The organism is Novosphingobium sp. BL-A-41-Hi4B-X5A (assembly GCF_055521705.1).
In genome coordinates this window covers 248,027-267,066 of the sequence record NZ_CM145500.1, presented here as the reverse complement: position 1 = coordinate 267,066, position 19,040 = coordinate 248,027, and the positions used below count along the sequence as shown (strand labels likewise).

Annotated in this window: 16 protein-coding genes; 6 read left to right on the top strand and 10 right to left on the bottom strand. The window is 63.2% G+C overall.

The genetic code is table 11. The annotated features are described in order from the left end of the window. The first annotated feature begins 44 nt into the window (after nt 1-44). A complete protein-coding gene (locus ACZ1JY_RS01220; protein WP_465130094.1) occupies nt 45-884 on the top strand; it encodes a beta-etherase in 840 nt (279 codons plus the stop codon). Nucleotides 885-911: 27 nt separating this feature from the next. Here ACZ1JY_RS01220 and ACZ1JY_RS01215 read toward each other — a convergent pair whose 3' ends face one another. Genes ACZ1JY_RS01215 through ACZ1JY_RS01200 form a run of 4 tightly spaced genes read right to left on the bottom strand, consistent with a single transcriptional unit; the run spans nt 912 to nt 4,187 of the window. After that, nucleotides 912-1,910: a nucleoside hydrolase gene (locus ACZ1JY_RS01215; protein ID WP_465130093.1), complete on the bottom strand. Its 999-nt coding sequence runs from the start codon at nt 1,908-1,910 to the stop codon at nt 912-914. Next, nucleotides 1,910-2,653 (bottom strand): IclR family transcriptional regulator, encoded by a 744-nt coding sequence (locus ACZ1JY_RS01210; RefSeq protein ID WP_465130092.1) that lies wholly within the window; start codon nt 2,651-2,653, stop codon nt 1,910-1,912. The genes ACZ1JY_RS01215 and ACZ1JY_RS01210 overlap by 1 nt, the downstream gene beginning before the upstream one ends. Further along, the gene (locus ACZ1JY_RS01205) at nt 2,650-3,048 is read right to left on the bottom strand and encodes a nuclear transport factor 2 family protein (protein WP_465130091.1); all 399 of its coding nucleotides are present in this window, start codon (nt 3,046-3,048) and stop codon (nt 2,650-2,652) included. Before ACZ1JY_RS01205 ends, ACZ1JY_RS01210 begins: the two co-directional genes overlap by 4 nt. A 5-nt stretch (nt 3,049-3,053) precedes the next feature. Beyond that, nucleotides 3,054-4,187 (bottom strand): cobalamin-independent methionine synthase II family protein, encoded by a 1,134-nt coding sequence (locus tag ACZ1JY_RS01200; protein WP_465130090.1) that lies wholly within the window; start codon nt 4,185-4,187, stop codon nt 3,054-3,056. A gap of 669 nt (nt 4,188-4,856) precedes the next feature. Here ACZ1JY_RS01200 and ACZ1JY_RS01195 point away from each other — a divergent pair. After that, nucleotides 4,857-5,813, top strand: a complete 957-nt coding sequence (locus ACZ1JY_RS01195) for a hypothetical protein (protein ID WP_465130089.1) — start codon at nt 4,857-4,859, stop codon at nt 5,811-5,813. 78 nt (nt 5,814-5,891) lie between these two features. Next, nucleotides 5,892-8,588: a TonB-dependent receptor gene (locus ACZ1JY_RS01190; RefSeq protein WP_465130088.1), complete on the top strand. Its 2,697-nt coding sequence runs from the start codon at nt 5,892-5,894 to the stop codon at nt 8,586-8,588. 25 nt (nt 8,589-8,613) lie between these two features. Here the strand turns inward: ACZ1JY_RS01190 and ACZ1JY_RS01185 are convergent, their stop codons facing one another. Next, a complete protein-coding gene (locus ACZ1JY_RS01185) occupies nt 8,614-9,459 on the bottom strand; it encodes a helix-turn-helix domain-containing protein (RefSeq protein WP_465130087.1) in 846 nt (281 codons plus the stop codon). A 113-nt stretch (nt 9,460-9,572) separates the two neighbouring features. Between ACZ1JY_RS01185 and pobA the strand changes: the two genes are divergently transcribed. Together pobA and ACZ1JY_RS01175 are read left to right on the top strand one after the other, a co-directional pair. After that, on the top strand, nt 9,573-10,742 hold the full coding sequence (gene pobA / locus ACZ1JY_RS01180) for a 4-hydroxybenzoate 3-monooxygenase (RefSeq protein ID WP_168905676.1): 1,170 nt from the start codon (nt 9,573-9,575) through the stop codon (nt 10,740-10,742). Between the two features lie 106 nt (nt 10,743-10,848). After that, entirely contained in the window at nt 10,849-11,523 is a 675-nt protein-coding gene (locus ACZ1JY_RS01175; RefSeq protein WP_465130086.1) for a response regulator transcription factor, read from the top strand. Nucleotides 11,524-11,525: 2 nt separating this feature from the next. Here the strand turns inward: ACZ1JY_RS01175 and ACZ1JY_RS01170 are convergent, their stop codons facing one another. The 4 genes from ACZ1JY_RS01170 to ACZ1JY_RS01155 all read right to left on the bottom strand — a co-directional run bounded on the left by ACZ1JY_RS01170 (nt 11,526) and on the right by ACZ1JY_RS01155 (nt 16,788). After that, a complete protein-coding gene (locus tag ACZ1JY_RS01170; protein ID WP_465130085.1) occupies nt 11,526-12,014 on the bottom strand; it encodes an SRPBCC domain-containing protein in 489 nt (162 codons plus the stop codon). After that, entirely contained in the window at nt 11,998-12,357 is a 360-nt protein-coding gene (locus ACZ1JY_RS01165; protein ID WP_168905673.1) for an ArsR/SmtB family transcription factor, read from the bottom strand. The genes ACZ1JY_RS01170 and ACZ1JY_RS01165 overlap by 17 nt, the downstream gene beginning before the upstream one ends. A 96-nt stretch (nt 12,358-12,453) precedes the next feature. Beyond that, complete coding sequence (locus ACZ1JY_RS01160) at nt 12,454-15,132, bottom strand: TonB-dependent receptor domain-containing protein (RefSeq protein WP_465130084.1); 2,679 nt, start codon at nt 15,130-15,132, stop codon at nt 12,454-12,456. Between the two features lie 93 nt (nt 15,133-15,225). After that, the gene (locus ACZ1JY_RS01155; protein WP_162896082.1) at nt 15,226-16,788 is read right to left on the bottom strand and encodes a hypothetical protein; all 1,563 of its coding nucleotides are present in this window, start codon (nt 16,786-16,788) and stop codon (nt 15,226-15,228) included. Between the two features lie 287 nt (nt 16,789-17,075). On the opposite strand from ACZ1JY_RS01155, the gene ACZ1JY_RS01150 reads away from it, so the two are divergent. Next, a complete protein-coding gene (locus tag ACZ1JY_RS01150; RefSeq protein WP_162896083.1) occupies nt 17,076-17,450 on the top strand; it encodes a hypothetical protein in 375 nt (124 codons plus the stop codon). Between the two features lie 630 nt (nt 17,451-18,080). Here the strand turns inward: ACZ1JY_RS01150 and ACZ1JY_RS01145 are convergent. Further along, a complete protein-coding gene (locus ACZ1JY_RS01145; RefSeq protein ID WP_465130083.1) occupies nt 18,081-18,995 on the bottom strand; it encodes an aldo/keto reductase in 915 nt (304 codons plus the stop codon). Between the last annotated feature and the right edge of the window lie 45 nt (nt 18,996-19,040).

Below are 19,040 nucleotides of genomic sequence, written 5' to 3'. Positions count from 1 at the left end.
AACAATATCTGGCAAACTGCTCGCAACGACGAGAGAGGATTCCCATGGCCGCCAACAACACCATCACCTTCTATGACCTCGCCCTTTCCACCGGCGCGACGATCAGCCCCTTCGTCTGGGCAACCAAGTACGCGCTCAAGCACAAGGGCTTTGATCTTGACGTCGTACCCGGCGGCTTCACCGGCATTCTTGAGCGCACCGGCGGCAAGACCGAGCGCCTGCCCGCCATCGTCGACGACGGCGAATGGGTGCTGGATAGCTGGGGCATCGTCGAATACCTTGATGCCAAGTATCCTGACCGGCCAACCCTGATCCCGCACGAAAGCGTCGCCGTCACGCTGAAGGCGCTCGACCACTGGTTCTGGAAGGCGGCCGTCGGCCCGTGGATGTTCTGTTTCTGTGCCGACTACCGCGACCTGTCCGTGCCTGCCGACCATGAATACGTCACCCACAGTCGCGAAAAGATGCTCGGCCGCAAGCTTGAGGACGTGCAGGCCGGCCGCGAAGAGCGCCTGCCCAAGATCAGCGCCGCGCTCGAGCCGCTCCGCGCTGCGCTTGGCCAGCACGAATGGCTCGGCGGTTCCTCGCCGAACTATGCCGATTTCCGCATCATGGGGGGCATCTTGTTCACCGCTTCGGTCTGCAAGACCCCGGTGCTCGCCAACGACGATCCGCTCCGCCCGTGGATCGAGCGCTGCCTTGATCTCTACGGTGGCCTTGGGCGTCACCCCGGGCTATTCCCCCTTTTCGGCCTCCAACAGCGCGAAGGCGATCCCGACCTGTTCAATCGCGCTGCAGGCCAAGGCGGCATCTACAAGCGCAACACCGGCCCGGATTCGACCCGCGCAGAAACCCAGCGCATTACCGAAGGCATGAAGAAATAAGCAATCGGGGCCGGAGCGATCCGGCCCTTACCTTTTGAGCTTGGCCATCATGTCGCCAAAGGTCAGTCGGGTGTCGATGGTCACATAGACGCGGATCGGCCTGCCCTCAGGGTTCGGCTTGAAGGTGCCGTCTGCCTGCACGATCGGAGCAGGGATCATCACATAGTCGCTGGAGGATGGATCAGGCTCGAACGAGGATTGCAGAACAGTCAGCGTCACCAGCGGGCTGTCACCAAGGGCATAGGCCTCGCCCACCTTCAGGCCCATCTTGGCCGCGGCCTCGGACAGGCCCGATATCTGGCCCGCCAACCAGGCACCGGTCCCGCCGCTCTCTTTCATCGCTTCGAGTTCGCCCATCGAGAACAGCATCCGCCGATAGGTATTGCGCGGCACTTGCCATATCGCAACGTCGGAGCGGTTGAAGACCACCTGAGCCGCGGCGACATCGATGGTGATGTTGTACTCGCCCGGCGATCCACCGGGCACGGGCAGGCCAAGGCCGGGATACTCGGGCCCACCAATCCACACCAGCGTCAGCCGCTTGGCGATGCGCGGCTCGAACAGCAAGGCTGAAGCGAGGTCGGTCAAACCAGCGCCGGCGCAATAGAACAGCGGCAAGGGATCGTCCCGCATCGCCTCGGCAATGATCGCATCGGCTGCCGCCGAGCGCGCCGGGACGGACGCGGAGATCATGGCCTTCTCGGAGCCGACGAAGACCGGGACCTTGCCGGTCAGCCCCATGACTTCCAGCAGTTCGCGCGCCCGGTTTGCCCCATCGGTCGCCTGATGGTCGGACTTGGCCCACTTCTCATCAGCGTGGAGATGCGACCCGATGATCGCCCGCACCTCGACCGAAGGCGAGCGCAAGTGATGCGCCAGCTGAAACAGGCCGTCCGGATCTCCTGAAAAATCGTTATCGCAAATCACCCGGAAGCGTCGCTGATCGGCCGCCGCTCGCACAAGGCCGGGGACCACCATCAGACCTGCAGCCGCTGGCAGAGCCCCAAGAAAAGACCTGCGCTTCATCACTTTACCGCTCCTGCCAAGCGCAGCAGCAACTGGCGCACCCGCTCGGCTAATTGTTCATCGAATCGCACCGCCGGGACGGCCACACTGAAAGCCCCCGCAAGCTGCTCGTCGATCCACACCGGCACCGCCATGCCGCAGATCCCGACCGTCGCCTCTTCCCGGGCGAGGCTGAAGCCAGTGGCCATGATCTGGGCAAAGTCTGCACGCAGTTCTGCCTCGGTCGTCCGCGTCTGCGGCGTCAGCTTGGCGCGCTCGGTCTCGGCGAAATAGCGCTCCATCTCGGCCGGCGGCAGCCACGCCGCCATAATCTTGCCAGCAGCCAGCGCATGGAGAGGACGGCGCGTGCCGGGATCGACGGCATAGCGCAGCGCTTGGTCGCTGGCCTCGGTGACCAGCGCCTCCACTTCCCAACCACGGCGGACCATGAACGAGGAGGTCTCGTTGAGTTCGCTGCGCAAGGCCCGCACCAGCGGGGCCACGCGATCCTCGAGCGTGAGCGCAGCGTCCGGCGCGCGCAATCGCTGCAGCCCCGGCCCCGGCAAATAGCGCCGCCCTTCCCGCGTCAGGTAGCCACGCTCGGTCAAGGTGGCGAGCAGATAGGACAGGCTGCTGACCGGAATGGCCAGCGCGCCCGCGATCTCCTGCGCCACAGCGCCCTGGCGGTTTGCGACGACGTACTCGATCACGTCGAGCGTGCGCATCGCCGACTTCACTGGGTTCGAGGCGGCAGGGGCGTTCACTTGAACGTCAAGCTCCCGCGCCGCTCGGCAAACCGCCAGCCTTCGGCAGTCAGCACGAAGCGATCGTGGAAGGAGCCGACCAGCGGCGCGCCCTCGCCCGTGAAAAGCAGCATCGCGCTGGTGCCTCGTGCTGTGGCCGGGCCTTCAACGTCAATCACCACGTTCGAGCAGACATGCCGTGTGGTGCGCGGCGGCCTTGCCTTGAACGCCGCAAGGATGGCCTCGCGCCCTTCCACGCCCTGATCAGGCGCAGTCGGACGGTACATGACGCCATCCTCGGCATAAAGCGCTGCCACCTCCTCCCACCGCGCCTCGTCGTTGAGGTTGGCGTAGAGCGCAACGAGGCGGGCACAATCATGCTCCGCGGCGCGGCGGTCTTCAGGAGTCAAGCTCACCTGGCTCACAGGCGGCTCGCGGCGATGTCCGCGCCTTCGCGCAGCGACTTGAGCTTGCGCCACGTCACGATCGGATCGAGCTTGCCGTACCCTGCGAAAGTACCAAAGCCGCAGTCGGTGCTGGCAACCACGCGGTCGGCGCCGACGAAGCCGGCAAAGCGCTCGATACGCTGGGCAATCAGTTCGGGATGTTCGATGTAGTTCGAGCAGGTGTCGATCAACCCCGGCGCAAGGATCTTGTGATCGGGCAGCTTGGCGTCCCGCCACACTGTCCATTCGTGTTCGTGGCGGGGATTGGCGCCTTCGAACAGGATCGTGGCGGGGCGCGCCTTGATCACGATGTCGACCACGCGTTCGAGCGGGATGTCGTGGTCGTGGGGGCCTTCGTAGTTGCCCCAGCAGATGTGCATGCGCATCTTCTCGGGCGGAATGTTGGCCGTTGCCGCGTTCAGCGCCTCGACGTTGGCGGCGGCGACCTTGAGGAAGTCCTCTTCCGACATGTCCTGATAGCCGGTGTGGCGGCTCATCGCGAGGTCGGGGCAATCGAGCTGGAGGTAGAACCCCTCGTTCACGATGGTCTCGTACTCCTCGCGCATCGCATCGGCGAGGTCGGCGAGGTAAGCTTCGTGGCTGGGGTAGTGGCGGTTGACCTGGAAGGCGGTGATCAGGCCCGGCGATGCTGCATTCATGAAGGCTTCGGTATCGGGCGCCGCGTGGTTGGCGAGCGCGGCCTTGAAGCGGCGGATGTCGTCATGCAGCGGCTGCAGCGTGACCTTGCGAACCGGGCCGATGCACGAGGCGCGGACGAACTCCTGGCTGCCCATGATCGCCGAGAGCTTCTTGGCCAGGTTCGGCACTTCGGCGAGGTCCGCCGCAGGCTTGCGATCAATGTGGCCGCCGAAGCCGGACAGGCGTTCGATCATGTAAGTCGAATATCCGACCTTGCCGAGCTCGCCATCGGAGACCACGGACACGCCGGCATCGACCTGCATCTTGACTGCGGCGTCGACTGCGGCCGAGACTTTTGCATCGAATTCGGCGGCGTCGTATGCTTCGCCCTTGTCTCGGGCGAGCAGCAGGGGCGTCAATTCATCGCCGCGCGGGAGGCTGCCGACGTGGGTTGTCTTGATCTTGGCCATTTCAGTTGCCTCTTCCGCAGTTCATATCCATGAAAAATTCATAGCGCAGTTCGCGGTCGAAACAAGCGGATTTGCGGGGTTTTCGCCAGAGCGCCGCTGCCTTGGGGTTTACGGGTTTACACAGTTCAAAGAGAAAACATTCAGCCCCACCGATTTCGCCATTTCGACGGCCCGCTTGCGTCCGTCGAGCCGCAAGACGAGGCCACGGCGGTGGCAGCGACGCAGTAGCTCCGAAAGGGGCGAATCCGAATTTGTGCATGACCGGAGTTTGCCGCAGCACTGACGCTGTAGGAAAGTTGTTTTGGAGCGCTGTTTGCGATGGCTGACGGTCCAAGGTGAAAACGCGTTTCCAGAAATCCAAAAAGGTCGTTTCATGAAGTGAAATTTGCGATGGCGGTGATGGTCGAAAAATCTCTCGAATAAACAGCAAATCACTTATCCAGAGAAGTAAAGGATTTTGAACTTTAGATAATCTCACATGTTTTAATGACTATTCGAAAGACAGTCCCGCTTTGGATCATTAACACTTTATGACTCCTAACCATACCATTAATTACGTATTAAGCATCTATAACTCGATAAACCGGCGAGTCGCGCTCAAGCACTCAAGGTTAACGCCCGACCATGGGGGTCCGGGACTTCGAGCGCAACTGCTGGGGGAGTTCCCAAATGAAGACTGTAAAGATCCTGACGATCGGCGCTCTGTGCGCCTCTTCGCTGAGCCCGCTGGCAATCACGCCGGCCTTGGCGATCACGCTTTCAGGCGACACGACCACTGCAATGGCAGGCGTGTGCGACGCTGACCTTGCTGCCAAGCTGACTGCGCCGCTGCATGACGGCCGTCCTTCGCTGACCGTGGAAGTCGTCGAAACCGGTCAGGCCGATGCTGATCCGGTCGAAAGCAACCGCGTGGAAACGCCGGACACCCGCTTTGGCACCGGCACGCCGACCTATTCAGGCTTCACCATTGAAGGAATGCCCTTCCGCACCGGGGGCAGCGTGAACCTGTTCGGTGACAAGGTTGCCAAGAACAAGAACTGGCCCGCGAGCGAATACGACTTCACCGCCGATTATTCCACCACCACCACGGTGAGCTACAACTGCGAATACACGCGCTACAGCGAGACCCACATTCCCGCGGTCGAGGGTTCGCCGGTCCAGGGCTATTACATTCGCGATCCCGAAGCGAACGGCAATGTCACTGCGGTTGAAACGGCGTGCGCACGCTTTACGGAAAACGGTTCGGCGCAGCCGTTCTGGGGCGAAGATCACGCACAATGCCTGTTCATCAAGACCGCCGACGCCGTCGATCCGGTTGAAGAACAGTGGATCGACAATGCGCCGGAGGCCGCACCCGAGCTGACTTCGAACCAGACGATCGACGAAACCAACACCGTCTATGGCGTTGCCGGGCATGAAGCTGCTGCTGGCCCGTGGACAGAAGTCGGCAACTGGCTGGCCGAAAAGGTCGTCGTCTGCATTTCGCCCAAGAGGCTGCCGGGCATCTGGACCGCACAGAACGGCTATGTCGGCACCAACTGCAACACGACCTACTTCAATACGGCTCCGTGGGGCGGCGGTTCGCAGACCTCGAACGGGACCTATATCTCGGTTCCGGGCGCCTGAGCGATCTGACCTCGGGTGAGGGTGTCTATGGCTCCATCGGCAATGGCCGGTGGAGCCTTGCGCCTTTTCACGACGCTGATGACAGCCCCTCGTCACCCTTGTTACCCCGCCAATGGGCAGAGCTCTGACAAGAGCGGACGGACCGTCTGGTCTGCGCCGCGCTTGCAGTGCCTCGGCACGCTGAGGCCGGGACTTGCGATACCTGCACTGGTGCTGTCCTGCCTGTCGGTCGCGGCCCATGCGGCCAACGGTGCTGCCGATGGCAGTGAAGAGGCAGGCTCGGGCAGTGGTGACGGCGCGCCGCAAAGCGAATCGGCGCAAACGCGGCCGTCCGGGCTGGAACTGCCGGTTCCACTGTTTGACCGGCAGATCGTGGTCGTGGGCGATCGCGCCATCGTATCGCAACTGTCCGACGTCGCGCCTGAGCAAGATTACGAGGAAGACCGCATCGCATCCTACGGTGCCAGCACGGTTGGCGAACTGGTCAATCAGATCCAGGATGAGAACGGCGACGATCAGCCGGCAGTGCTGGTAAACGGCCAGCCGGTCAGCGACATCGGTGACATATCCGACTACCCCGTAGAAGCCGTGCGCAAGATCGAAACGCTACCACGTGGGTCAGCCGCGCGCGTCGGTGGCGGATCCACGCAGCGCGTCTACAACATCGTGCTGAAGCCTGCGGTCAAGACGCTCACCGTGACCGGCAGCCGCGAAATCGCCACCGAGGGGGACTGGGGCCTGAGCCGGGGTGAGGCGCAACTGACCTTCATCCGCAAGCGTGACCGCATCAACCTTTCGGTCAAGGCATCGCAATCGGACAACCTCTTCGAAACCGACCGCAATCTGGTGCGGCCGGACTCGATCATACCGTTTGCTCCGCTGGGCAATGTGATCTCTTTCCGGGGCACGGAGATCGACCCGGCGCTTTCGGCGCTTGCCGGGAGCCTGGTAAGCACGATCGCGCTGCCGCAGAATGCCGGGACGCCGACGCTGGCCAGTCTGGTGCCTTTCGCCAACAAGGTGAACGACAGCCGGATCGGCGACTTTCGCACGCTGCGCGGCGCGTCGCAGCCGCTCGAAGCCAGCCTTTCAGGCAACAAGACGCTGGCCCCATGGCTTTCGCTTTCGTTCAACGGGCGGATCGGCCGCACGACGGCTTCGAGCCTCAACGGCTTGCCGACAGCGCGGTTTCTCCTGGCGGCGGATCATCCGGCAAGTCTGTTCACGACACCGGTGGTGCTGGCATTGAGCGACGCCTCGCGGCCCTTGCGCTACGATACGCGCAGCGACGCAAGGAGCCTGACGGCATCCCTGATCGCGACGCGGGGGCCGTGGCAAGGCACGTTGCTGGGCCGCTACGAACAACGCGAGCGCGCCTCGGGCAGCATCCTTAATGGCACAGTAGCCGGAGGGCTGATCGCCATTGATCCGACGATCAATCCCTTTGCCGACGGGCTGGCCGCGCTCATTCCGCTTTCCGTGCGCACCACGCGCAACAAGACCACTGCGCGCGAGGTACGGCTCGATGTTCAGGGACCGTTGTTCGGGCTGCCTGCAGGCACGGTGCAAGTGCGCGGGGGCGGCGCGCTGGGCGGTGGCACGCTGGATGCGACGGACCAGCAGGGCCGCGATTCGAGGATCGAGCGCAACGACTGGACACTGCGCGCAGGCGTTACCGTGCCGCTGACGAGCAAGGCGGGAAATTTTCTCGGCGCGCTGGGCGACATAGACGTTTCAGCAGACGTCTCGCGACAGAGGCTGGGGCAGTTCGGGCGGATCAACGAGCATGCGTTTGCACTCAACTGGCGGCCGCTGGCATGGCTGCGTTTCAACCTGACCGACAACCGTGACGGGCGGGCCATTCCGCTGGAACTTGTCGCCGCGCCGAGCACGATTGCCGAGAACGTGCCCTACTTCGATCCGGTGCGTGGCGAGACGGTGCCCGTGACGACGATCTACGGCGGCGGCGGCAGCCTGAGGAGCGAGACGCAACGCTTGCGCACGCTGTCTGTGTCCGCATCGCCATGGTCCCGCTACAAACTGCAGGTCAACGCGGACTATTCGATTTCGGACACGCGCAACCAGTTCGGTGCCCTGCCCTTGCCGACGCAGGCCGTGGTGGCGGCGTTCCCCGACCGCTTCGTGCGCGATGCAAGCGGGCGGTTGACGCTGGTGGACAATCGCACGGTGAACTTTGACCGGCTGCGCTCGCGGCAATTGCGACTGGGCACGAGCTTTGCTGTGCCTCTGGAGCCGATGCCGCTCGATGCGAATGGCAAGGCCAGGGCTTATGGGCCGAGGATGACGATGCAGGTCAATGCGGCGCATACCATCGTGCTGGAGAGCACTTCGGTGATCCGAGCAGCTCTGGGGCAAGTGAACCTGCTTTCGGGTGGCGCAATCGGCATCGGCGGCGGTCAGCAGCGGCACCTGACGACCGCCAATGTCTCGGTGATGCGGGGGCCAAGCGGGTTCCGGCTTTCAGCCAGCAGGCGTGGGCAGAGCCAGCTGCTCTATGGCTCGCAAGCCGCGCCGAACCAGCTGACGTTCCAGCCGATCAGCACGTTCGACCTGCGCGCGATTGCCGACATGGGCTCGCTCGTGCCCAAGTCTCCGTTCTGGAAGGGCGCGCGCATTTCGCTCGTCGTCGACAACATCGGTAATGCCCGCCAGCGGGTGACTGCAGCGAATGGGGATCTGCCACTGGGCTTTCAGCCCGCCTATCGCGATCCGATCGGGCGCACCGTGGCGCTCGAACTGCGCAAGGTATTCTAGGCGGCGTGGACAAATTCCACAACGCCTAGGCCGCCTTGTCCTGTGAAGGTCGCCTGCCGGTAACCCGTTGGTAGAAGCGGGAGAAATAACTGGGGTCTTCGAAGCCGAGTTCGGCGGCGACTTGTGCCGCCGTGGCATTGGTGTAGCGCAGCAAACGGTGGGCTTCGAGGGCGAGGCGGCGGTGGATCAAGTCCATCGGACTGCAGCCGAGGCGCGCTGCGGTGAGACGCGACAGCGTGCGGCGGGTAAGGCCGAGCGCGCCGGCATAGAAATCGAGATCGCGGTGCTGGCGGTAATGCAGTTCGACAAGCTGGCGAAAGCGATCGAGCCGCCGGTCGGCACGCTCCTGCGGATCGGAAGCGTCCTCCTCGCGGGCGATTGTGCGGATGAGGCTTTCAGCCAGCGCCATGAACAATGGATCGCGCTGCTGCCATTCCTGTTGAAGGCCGAGCATTTCACGCGCGAGCCAGACGGCGCGGCGGGCAGCTTCGGGGCCAAGCGGCGCAGAACCGCCGCGTGCCAGAGCGCCGAGCAACGGATCGGCCGGGCCGGCTGCCCTTGTGGAAAAGTCAGTGGACAAGGTGAGGACAAATCCGCGGGTGCCCTGGCGGAAGCGGAAGCCATGGACGGCGGCGGCGGGCACGATCACGCGCGCCGGACCTTCGAGCCCGACGGTGATGGTATCGAGGGTCACTGCAGCGTGTCCCTCTTCTACCAGAAGAACCTGAACGAAATGATCGTGGCGGTGAATGCCGATTTCCCAATCGTGCAGGGCACTCCGCTCCGCGATGGTCTCGATATGGGCGAAACCGCCGGTGTTCCGCGCCGTGCCTTCACCATAGAGGGCATATCTTGGTATCGCCTCGGTCATGTCCCGAAAGTGCTAGCAGTTTGTCCTGCGGCTGCATTCACCCGCAACCGCGCTTCTGTCAAATTCTCCAGCATTGACCCCGCATCCCAGTGCGGGCGCGTGGGAGAACTGTCATGAAGACTCAGGTCGCCATCATCGGCGCAGGCCCGGCCGGCCTGCTGCTCGGACACCTGCTGAAGGCTGAGGGCGTTGACTGCGTCGTGGTCGAGCGGCAGCAGCCGGACTATATCCTTGGCCGCATCCGTGCAGGTGTGCTGGAGCAGATCACCGTCGGGCTGATGGAACGGCTCGGCCTCGATGCTCGCCTCAAGGCCGAGGGCCTGGTGGAAGAAGGCTTCAATCTCGCCGATGGCGAACGCCTGATCCGCATCGATGTCGCCAATCTCACCGGCAAGACCGTGGTGGTCTATGGCCAGACCGAGATCACCCGCGACCTCATGGACGCCGCGCCCGAGCGTGGGCTGCAGGTGATCTATGGCGCCAGCGATGTGGCTCTCCATGCCATCGAGAGCGACGCCCCTTACGTCACCTATTCGCTTGAGGGCAGCGAACAGCGCATTGATGCGCGGTTCATCGTCGGTTGCGACGGGTTCCATGGCCCCAGCCGGAAGGCCATCCCGGCGAGCGTGGCGCGCGAATTCGAGCGGGTCTATCCGTTCGGCTGGCTTGGCATCCTTGCCGACGTGCCGCCGTGCAACCATGAATTGATCTATGCCAATCACGAGCGCGGCTTCGCCCTCGCCTCGATGCGCAGCCACACGCGCAGCCGCTACTATGTCGATGTGCCGCTGACCGAGAAGGTCGAGGACTGGTCGGACGAGCGCATCTGGGACGAGCTGGCGGTGCGCCTCGGGCCGGAGGCTGCGGCGAACATGACGCGCGGGCCTTCCATCGAAAAGTCGATCGCGCCGCTGCGCTCCTACGTTTTCGAACCGATGCGCCACGGCAGCCTGCTGCTGTGCGGCGATGCGGCGCACATTGTCCCGCCGACCGGTGCCAAGGGCCTGAACCTTGCCGCAAGCGACGTCCATTACGCCGCCGAAGCCCTGAGCAGCTTCTTCAAGCGGGGCGATAACGACGCGATCGAAGGGTACTCCGCCAAGGCACTGGCCCGGGTGTGGAAATCCGAGCGCTTCTCGTGGTCGCTGACCAAGCTGATGCACCGCTTCCCCGAGGATGGCCCGTTCGAGCGCGCAATGCAGGTGGCCGAGCTGGACTATATCGCTTCCAGCAAGGCCGCACAGACGAGCATCGCCGAGAACTACGTCGGTCTGCCGGTGTAACAGCTGCCAGGGCCTGCCCCAAAGGTCGGCCGGCGCAGTGTAACATCGTCATTTCACCGTCACAAAGTCGATACAGAAAGCTCCTGGAAACAGGGGCTTTCTTTTCATGCGGCACATCGACATCCTGCTGACAGGCAACCTATCCGGAGGACGCGAACCCTTCGTGCATTCCGATCTGCGCGTGGTGTTTCACCGCTGGAAATCGGAGGCCCCCCTGCCCCTCATGGAAGGGCGGCCATGGGCGTTCATAGACTGGGTGCTTGACGAGATGTCCGGGCTGGAACTGTGTCGTCGCTTGCGCTGCGGGGACAGTCTCGGGCAGGAAGCGCACATCACGATGATCCTCGAGGAAGACGATGCCGAGGCCAAGCGCCGCGCCCTGCGCGCGGGGGCTGACGACTATATCGTCGGACCGGTGGACCGGGGTGCGATCCTCGACCGGGTGCTGTCGATCCAGCTTCCGGAGCATGAAGCGCCGGCGCGGGTGTTGCGGCTGGGCGACCTGACGCTGGACCTTGCCGCGCTGCAGGCCCGCTGGCGCGAAAAGCCGCTGTTGCTCATGCCCAACGAAATGCGCCTGCTGCGCTATCTGATGGAAAAGCCCGGCCACGTGTTCAGCCGTACGCAGCTGATTGCGGCATTGGGCAAGCACGACCAGCCGATCGACGAGAGGACCGTCGACGCCTGGATCAGCCGCCTGCGCCGCGCCTTGCGCGATGTCGGCGCAGGATCGCCGCTGCGCACGGTGCGCTCAATGGGGTATGTGCTCGACCGGCCTTGAGGTCAGGCCTGCAGGAATTCCTCCAGCTGGCGCAGGCTCTCGGCGGTGCCGTCGCATGCACCTGAGGCAAGCTCCTGTTCGAGCGCTTCGGCATTCGGGAACAGGTTGGAGATGGTGACTTCGGTGCCGCCGTCGTGCGCGACAAAGCTGACGGTGGTCACCGCCCCTTCCGGGCTCTCCTCATTCGTCCAGACAATCCGCTGGTCCTGCTCGACTTCGAGATAGGTGCCGAAGAACGCCATCGGCTGGTCCATGGAAGCGTGGCCGATCTCGAGGCGATAGGTGCCGCCCACGCGCACGTCCATCTCGCACGAAATCAGCGTCATGCCGTAGGATCGCGGCACCCACCATTGCCGAAACAGCGCGGGATCGGCCCAAGCGCGGTAGACCAGATGCACTGGCGCGTTGAAGTTCCGAACCACGACAAGTTCGAGGTCGGACGGGCGCTCCACCCGCGTGTGCGGGTCGGCGCTTTCAAGCTTGTCGGTCATCGTCGATCTCTCCTTGCATCATGCCTTCCAGAACATTGTCCAGTGCGTTGAACCGGGCGTCCCATAACTGGCGATAACGCTCGATCCAGGCGGCTTCCTCGTCCAGGCGCATTGGCCCCAGCCGGCACTTGCGCACGCGACCGATCTTTTCGGTGGCCACGAACCCCGCGGCTTCCAGCACGCTGACATGCTTCTTCATGCCGGTGAGCGTCATGCCGAAGCGTTCGGCCAGGTCGCTGATCGAAGCGTCTGCCTGCCCGAGATGCAGGACGATCCCACGCCGGGTGGCATCGGAAAGCGCCGCGAATGTGGCATCGATATCGGACACACAATGCTGAACCATGTAGTTCAGTATTTCACGATCTGGCCGATACGGCAATAAAAAAGAGGCGGCCCGCTTCGGAGCCGCCTCTCGAGGTGGATTGACTGGTGAAAGGCGTCAGAACGTCATCGATGCCGACAGGGCGAAGGTGCGCCCCACGTCGTACGAGTTGACTTCGACGCGGTTGGCGCCGGACTGCTGATATTCGTAGTTGCGGCGACCGGTGATGTTGCGTGCTTCGAACTTGAGTTCGAGATCGTTCTTGAACAGCTTGAAGCCCTGGCGCGCGACGAAGTCGATGCGCAGGCCCGGGTCCTGGATGACATCGGGCTGGCCGGTGTTGAGCAGACCGCGGCTGAAGACGCGCTTGCTGGCGTAGCTGAGCAGGATGGTCTGCTGCGACAGCTTGTCGGTGTCTTCAAGGCCGAGCTGAACGTTGGCAATGTGCTCGCTCTGCCCGGTCAGGGGTGCGCCATCGCGGAAGTAGTCCAGCGCACGGGTCGATGCGGCGAGGTAGTAGGAAGTCTGGTCGCCTTCCTTCACCTTCAGCTTCGACTTGGTGTAGGTGTAGTTGGCGATCACGGCAAAGCGGCGCGACTCCCACATCCCGCCCCAGTCGGCGAGGTCAAAGTACTTCTGCAGCTCGATTTCCGCGCCGTAGAGATCGGCCTTCGGCGCATTGGCGAAGCTGGTGATGAAGTTGTCGCTCTCGAGGCTGACGAAGCTTTCGATCGGCTTGTCGATGCGCTTCCAGAAACCGGCGATCGAGAAGCGCTGATCCCGCGCATAGTACCACTCGTAGCGGGCCTCGGCGTTGGTCAGCGTGCTGTCCTGCAGGTTGGGATTGCCGCGATAGGTGCGGTTAGTGTCGGGATCGAAGTAGAACTGGTAGATCAGCTCGCGGAATTGCGGGCGGGCGATCGTCTTCGACGCGTTGGCGCGCAACTGCATGTCATCGCGGAACGACCAGGTCAGCGTGGCCGCCGGCAGCCAGTAGTCGTTGTTCAGGCTGGTCGGCGCCGTGATAGCCGTGACGTCCTTGAACACCGGAATCGCCGATACGGCCATCTTCGCCGTTTCGTAGCGGACGCCTGCATCGAGTTGCAGGGTATCGGTCAGCTGCGCATCGATCTTTGCGTAAGCCCCGTGGTTCTTCAAGGTGGCGAGGAAGGCGGGATTGCCTTCGTTCGTATCGACGAGGCCGATGTTGAATGCCTTGATGACCGCATTGCTGAGCAGGTAGTCGGGGCGGAACAGGTTCACGCCATCGGGCAGATCGACCGCACGCCACTGGAAGTCGCGGCGCGAGCTGGTGCGGCGAGTATCGGTATAGGCGTAGCCGACCGTCGCGGTGATCGCGGGCGAAACCTTGTAGGACACGTCGATCCCGCCCGACCACAGGTCTTCGTTGAGATCGGAGAAGCTGACATTGGCGCGACCGGCATTGCCATCGAGATTGTTGACGAAAAATTGGCCAAGCGGGTCCGAAGCGACATTGGTGCGCACATACTCGAAGCCGAGTTCGTAAGGCGCTTCACGCTGCGAATTGGCATAGCCGCCGCGCAGGTCAACGCTGAGGCCGTCGAGCGGCTTCAATTCGGCGACGATCTGGCTGTCGATCAGCTGGCGCTCGTACCAGGCGGTTTCCTGCTGCTGCCAGTCCGCCGAGGTCTGGTTGCGCTGGCCCAGGCTGATGCGCGTGTGCTTTAGCGTGTCGCGGATGTAGAGGTTGGTCCAGCGGATCTTGTTGCGCCCGAATTCCAGGCCCAGCCCCAGCATGCCGTTGACGACGATGCGGTTGTCGGTGGTGACGCGGCGGAAATCGGACTGCAGATCAGCGAGATCGGATTCGACCGATGTCTGGCTCAGAACGTCACGGGTCAGCCACTTGTTGTTGTACCCGGCGGTGGCGATGATGCCGAGTGTCGCGCCGCCAAGCTCGAACGACTTGCCCGCCGAAAGCGAGAGCGAGCCGTTACCGGGCATGTTGGGGATGCGCTGGGTGAGGCCATTGCGGGTGTTGACGATGCCCTGCCCCACGGCAACGGCATCGACATTGCCCGAGGAGAGGCGCTCGCCGCTGGCGAAGAAGCTCTGCAGGGCCTTGGTGTAATCACGCTGGCCGTTGTCGAACCCGGTCCAGTCGGTGCTCGAGCCATAGTAGGTATAGCCAAGCTGGTTGGTCGTCTCCGTATCCCAGGCGCCGCCGATGCCGACATTGACGAAGGCTTCCTGCGGGACCGACTTGGTGGTGAGGTTCACCACGCCGCCGCCGAATTCGCCGGGATAGTTGACCGAGTAGGACTTCTGCACCAGCGACGAGGCGATGATGCTCGAGGGAAACAGGTCGAGCGGGACGACGCGCTTGAGCGGTTCGGGGCTCGGCAAGGGAGAACCGTTGAGCAGCGCGAGCGAGTAGCGATCGCCGAGGCCTCGCACATAGACATAGCCATTGCCGACGACGCTGAGGCCGGTCACGCGGCCGAGTGCGCCGGCAATGTTGCCTTCGCCGGTCCGCGCGATTTCGGCAGTGCCGAGAACCGAAACGACTTGCGGAGCGGCGCGTTGCAGGTTGCGATCGCGCTGTCCGGTCACGACGATCTCGCCACCGGGAATGGAGACTTCAGGGGCGGCCTCCTGCGGCTGATCTTCGGCCTGCGGATCCGCCGCGGCCTGATCGGCGGAAGCTTCCGGAGCCGGAGACGGCGCCGGCGCGGCCTCTTGCGCATGGACAAGCGCCGGCGTGAGCAGCGCGGTGGACAGCAGCAGCAGGTGTGCGAGCCGCGAGGTATTCATCTGTCGTCCCCCCTGGGGAAAAGGAAAGTTCCGTGGTGCGGGAAAGGGGGCAGCCGTTGCCGGCCACCCCCCGGATTTCCCGAAAGGCGCCGATCAGGTGATCGGCAGCAGCGTGCAGGACTGGCTGGTGGTGCCGAAGTTTGCCGCAGCGCTGTTGCAGGTCCAGCCGGCGTACCAGGTGTCCGAGCTGTCACGGACCGCGCCGATGTAGGCCGCCGTCGAGAAGAACGAGGACAGCGTGGTCACGTTGAACGCGGTGACGGCGGTTTCGTTGGCACCGTTGATGTACAGGCTTGCCAGAGTGGGCGTGAAACCGGCGTTGTTGTTGTTCGAGCCCGAGCCGAAGAAGCCCGCAACCTGCGCAGCGGTGTAGGCACCCGTGCCGATGAAGCGATCATCGCCAGTGCCTGCGCAGGACATGACCACCGAACGCGCAGTCAGGGTCGAGGAGGCCGTGCCGCCCGAGCCGTTCATGCGGATGCACTGGTTGGCCGGAGCGACGACGACGCCGTTGTAGAGGCTGATGTCGGAATTGCCGCGGAAGAACAGCGCCGCCTGGCCATTGGCTTCGTTGTTGCTGCTGGTGGCAGGCTGGATCGCCGTGAAGTTGGCAATGCGCGAAACCTGACGCGGCGTCTGGCTTTCGTTGCCGTTGCTGTCGAGCTCCATCAGCGTATCACCTGCTCCCGAACGCTGGATCAGCAACAGGTACTGCAGGTTGGCCTGGACGCCGGTGTCCATGTCGAGGCTGTCGTCATCGGCACCGACAGAGATGTAGTGCTTCATGTTCACGGTGCCGCCGAAGAACTCGGCCCCGTCATCCGAGCTGTTGTAGCTCTGGATGTAGTCCAGTTCCGTGCCCGAACCGACACCTTCAAGCGTGAGAGCCTGCAGTTCCGAGTTGGAACCAAGCACGTAACCCGAATAACGGATCTGGACGTACTTCATGGCACCGCTGCTGTCGGCGCTGTTGGTGCCACCGAACAGGGCGGGGTCGGCCGAACCTTCGGTCTGGCGTTCGCAGGTGCTGGCAGTAGATCCGCTGGCGACCGAACCGGTGGTGCAGTCAGTGATCGGCGCACGGCCCATCAGCACGACGCCGCCCCACTGCCCCTGCGAAGTTTCGGTGTTGAGGCCGAGCACGTTGTCGCGGCTGGTGAAGATGATCGGTGCGGTTGCCGAGCCGACCGCATTGATCTTGTTGCCGCGGTTGACGGCGAGCCAGGACGTGCCGGTGTTGCCGAACAGGATCACGCCCGGCTGGATCGTCAGCGTAACGCCAGTGCTGGTGCTGCTGAAGCCGGCATCGGTGCCGACATCGACGCGACCGTTGATCGAATAGAGCAGCCCGGCGATCTTGGGCAGCGTGGTCGAACGGGTGATGCGGGCAGGCAGCGTGCACACGCGCCACGAGCCCTGCGCCGAAGTGACCGTACCGGCATCGGTGAGCCCGGTGGGGTCTTCGATGGTCGGGCAACCAGCCGCGGCGGTGACGGTCGGAGTCGGGGTTGGCGTGGGGGTCGGCGTCGGCGTCGGCGTCGGCTGGTTGATGACAACGTTGCCGCCGGTGCCGGGCGAGGCGATGTCGGTCGGGCCGCAGCCAGCGAGCGCCAATCCGCTGCAGCCAACGAGCATAAGGCCGTGGAACTTCTTCACTTGGTATCCCCCATGGATAACAGCGGGAGCGATTCCCGCCGGGTCGAGGGGTGATCTAGGCCTGCAAAGTGACAGCCACTTTGCGGTTTCCTGACAGAAATAAGTCAGAATATCTGACGGTTATTTGACATTTGTGACGACAGCACGGAAATCTGCCGGATAGAAAATTGCAGTTTTGTGACAATGTTTCACTTTGATTGCAGTCGCCGCCATCGGATGCATAATCAGACTCAACAAGCCGAAGCGCTGACCGAATGCGCAAGGCCGACAAGCAAAGGAGAGTCTCGATGTCCGCAACTCTGTTTCTCGCAGCCGCACTGATGGCACAGGCTCCCGCCACGTTGACAGTGCCGGCGCCTGCTATCGAGAGCGGTGATGTCGGCTATCATGAAATCATGGCTGGCCGTCCCCGCGCGGCGATTGCCAAGATCGAGAACAGCGATCTTGTGCAGAAGCAGGATCCCTTGGCTCTGATCAACCTGGGAACGGCCTACAAGCTGGTGGGGGAGAAGCAGAAGGCGGCCGAGTTCTACCGCGACGCAGCATCGAGCGACGAGCGCTATGACGTGCAGCTGTCCGATGGGCGCTGGGTCGATTCCCGCCGTGCCGCCTCACTTGCGATGCGCGGACTGGAAACCAACGAGGTTCTTGCACTGCGCTGATCGCTGTTCGGATTCTTGCGTGTGCGAAAAGTGAAAAACGATCTCGCAAAATAACTTTCGTTGAATATTCAAAGCGGAGATTCTTTGCTTCACTCTGGAAGTAACTCTGGGGTGGGTTTCATGGTCTCGTTGAAATGCTTGCTGGGCTATCATCGCCCGGTACGATCAGAAGTGTCGTTTGAATTTGATGGCTACGTCGGCAAGTGTGAGCGCTGCGAGGAGAGCATCAAGCGCTTGCGCAAGGGGCGCTGGGTCAGGAGGCGACGTTCCCATCGTTGACCACGGCGACCGGCCGAAGATAGCAACAGGCGGGCACTAGGCGGCGTGGACAAATTCCACAGCGCCACGGCTGGAGGCAAAAACCGCCAGTTCAAGGAGGCGAGGAAGCGCAATATCGGGAATATTGTGCGACGAGCCGACGCCGAAATGGCGGTTTTTGGTCCAGCCCCGCAGGGGTTGCCCTGTAAAAGGCCTTGGCAGCGTTGCTCGGCCTTGAAAGAGGCCCACTCTTCCTGCGCCCTCGCGCCTCGCCAAGGCCTTTTACAGGGCAACCGTAGCGTTGTGGAATTTGTCCACGCCGCCTAGCATCTGACCCTGTGAAACGTCGGTTCGTATCGGGTGCAGGAGGAGCTACGGAAGCCGCTCACCCCGCGCCGCAACGAGCACGGCGTACCACTCCGTTCGCGTCCACCGCACCTTGAGCGCGGCTGCGCCCTCGGCAATGCGCTGCGGCTTTTGCGATCCGATGATCGGCACGATGCCCGCAGGATGCGCCAGGAGCCATGAATATGCCGCGACTGCGCGGGATACGCCCTGCGCGTCGGCCACGACATCGAGCGCGGAAGCCACTGCCATTTCGCGATCCAGCTTCGGTCCTGTCAGACGGCCACCACCAAGCGGCGACCAGGCCATCGGCGTCAGGCCCAGCTGCATTGCCTGATCGAGTTCGCCGTTCTCGAAGCAGTTGATCTGCAGCGGGCTGATCTCGGGCTGGGTCGTCGCCAGCTTTTCCCCCAGAAAGTGGTTGAGTGCGGCGATCTGGTGGGTGGTGAAGTTTGATACGCCAAGGGCGCGTACCTTGCCCGCAGCCACCGCATCATCGAGGACCCGCGCAGTTTCGTGCGGATGGGCCAGGATGTCCGGCCGATGGATCTGCCACAAGTCGATAACGTCGGTCTGCAGGCGTCGCAGGGAATCCTCGATCGCCGAGCGCAGATAGTCCCGGCTCTGGTCATAGGGCAGTGGCGGCAGGATGCCGCCTTTGGTGGCCAGCACCACGCGATCGCGCAGCGCAGGTTCTGCGGCGAAGACTTCGCCCAGCAAAACCTCGGCATCGCCAAAGCCTGCCTGCCCGTCAAACCCATAGATGTCGGCGGTATCAAGGAAGGTGATCCCGGCGTCGAGCGCTGCGTGAACCAGCTTCGCCGCGTCAGCCACGCTGCGGCCGTCCTCGGCAAGGCGCCACATGCCCCAGGCAAGCGGCGAAACGGCAATGCCGGAAGACCCGAGCGGGCGGAAAGCAGGTGGCAGGGGCAATTCGTTCATGAAGAAGTCCTGATTGGTGGCGCGGTTGCGCTATCCGGCCGGGAG

Excerpts from the sequence above, each read along its gene's own strand:
- ACZ1JY_RS01220 (WP_465130094.1), top strand. The coding sequence starts at position 45 with ATGGCCGCCAACAACACCATCACCTTCTATGACCTCGCCCTTTCCACC.
- ACZ1JY_RS01215 (WP_465130093.1), bottom strand. The coding sequence starts at position 1,910 with ATGAAGCGCAGGTCTTTTCTTGGGGCTCTGCCAGCGGCTGCAGGTCTG.
- ACZ1JY_RS01200 (WP_465130090.1), bottom strand. The coding sequence starts at position 4,187 with ATGGCCAAGATCAAGACAACCCACGTCGGCAGCCTCCCGCGCGGCGAT.
- ACZ1JY_RS01195 (WP_465130089.1), top strand. The coding sequence starts at position 4,857 with ATGAAGACTGTAAAGATCCTGACGATCGGCGCTCTGTGCGCCTCTTCG.
- ACZ1JY_RS01190 (WP_465130088.1), top strand. The coding sequence starts at position 5,892 with ATGACAGCCCCTCGTCACCCTTGTTACCCCGCCAATGGGCAGAGCTCT.
- ACZ1JY_RS01185 (WP_465130087.1), bottom strand. The coding sequence starts at position 9,459 with ATGACCGAGGCGATACCAAGATATGCCCTCTATGGTGAAGGCACGGCG.
- pobA (WP_168905676.1), top strand. The coding sequence starts at position 9,573 with ATGAAGACTCAGGTCGCCATCATCGGCGCAGGCCCGGCCGGCCTGCTG.
- ACZ1JY_RS01175 (WP_465130086.1), top strand. The coding sequence starts at position 10,849 with ATGCGGCACATCGACATCCTGCTGACAGGCAACCTATCCGGAGGACGC.
- ACZ1JY_RS01170 (WP_465130085.1), bottom strand. The coding sequence starts at position 12,014 with ATGACCGACAAGCTTGAAAGCGCCGACCCGCACACGCGGGTGGAGCGC.
- ACZ1JY_RS01165 (WP_168905673.1), bottom strand. The coding sequence starts at position 12,357 with ATGGTTCAGCATTGTGTGTCCGATATCGATGCCACATTCGCGGCGCTT.
- ACZ1JY_RS01160 (WP_465130084.1), bottom strand. The coding sequence starts at position 15,132 with ATGAATACCTCGCGGCTCGCACACCTGCTGCTGCTGTCCACCGCGCTG.
- ACZ1JY_RS01150 (WP_162896083.1), top strand. The coding sequence starts at position 17,076 with ATGTCCGCAACTCTGTTTCTCGCAGCCGCACTGATGGCACAGGCTCCC.
- ACZ1JY_RS01145 (WP_465130083.1), bottom strand. The coding sequence starts at position 18,995 with ATGAACGAATTGCCCCTGCCACCTGCTTTCCGCCCGCTCGGGTCTTCC.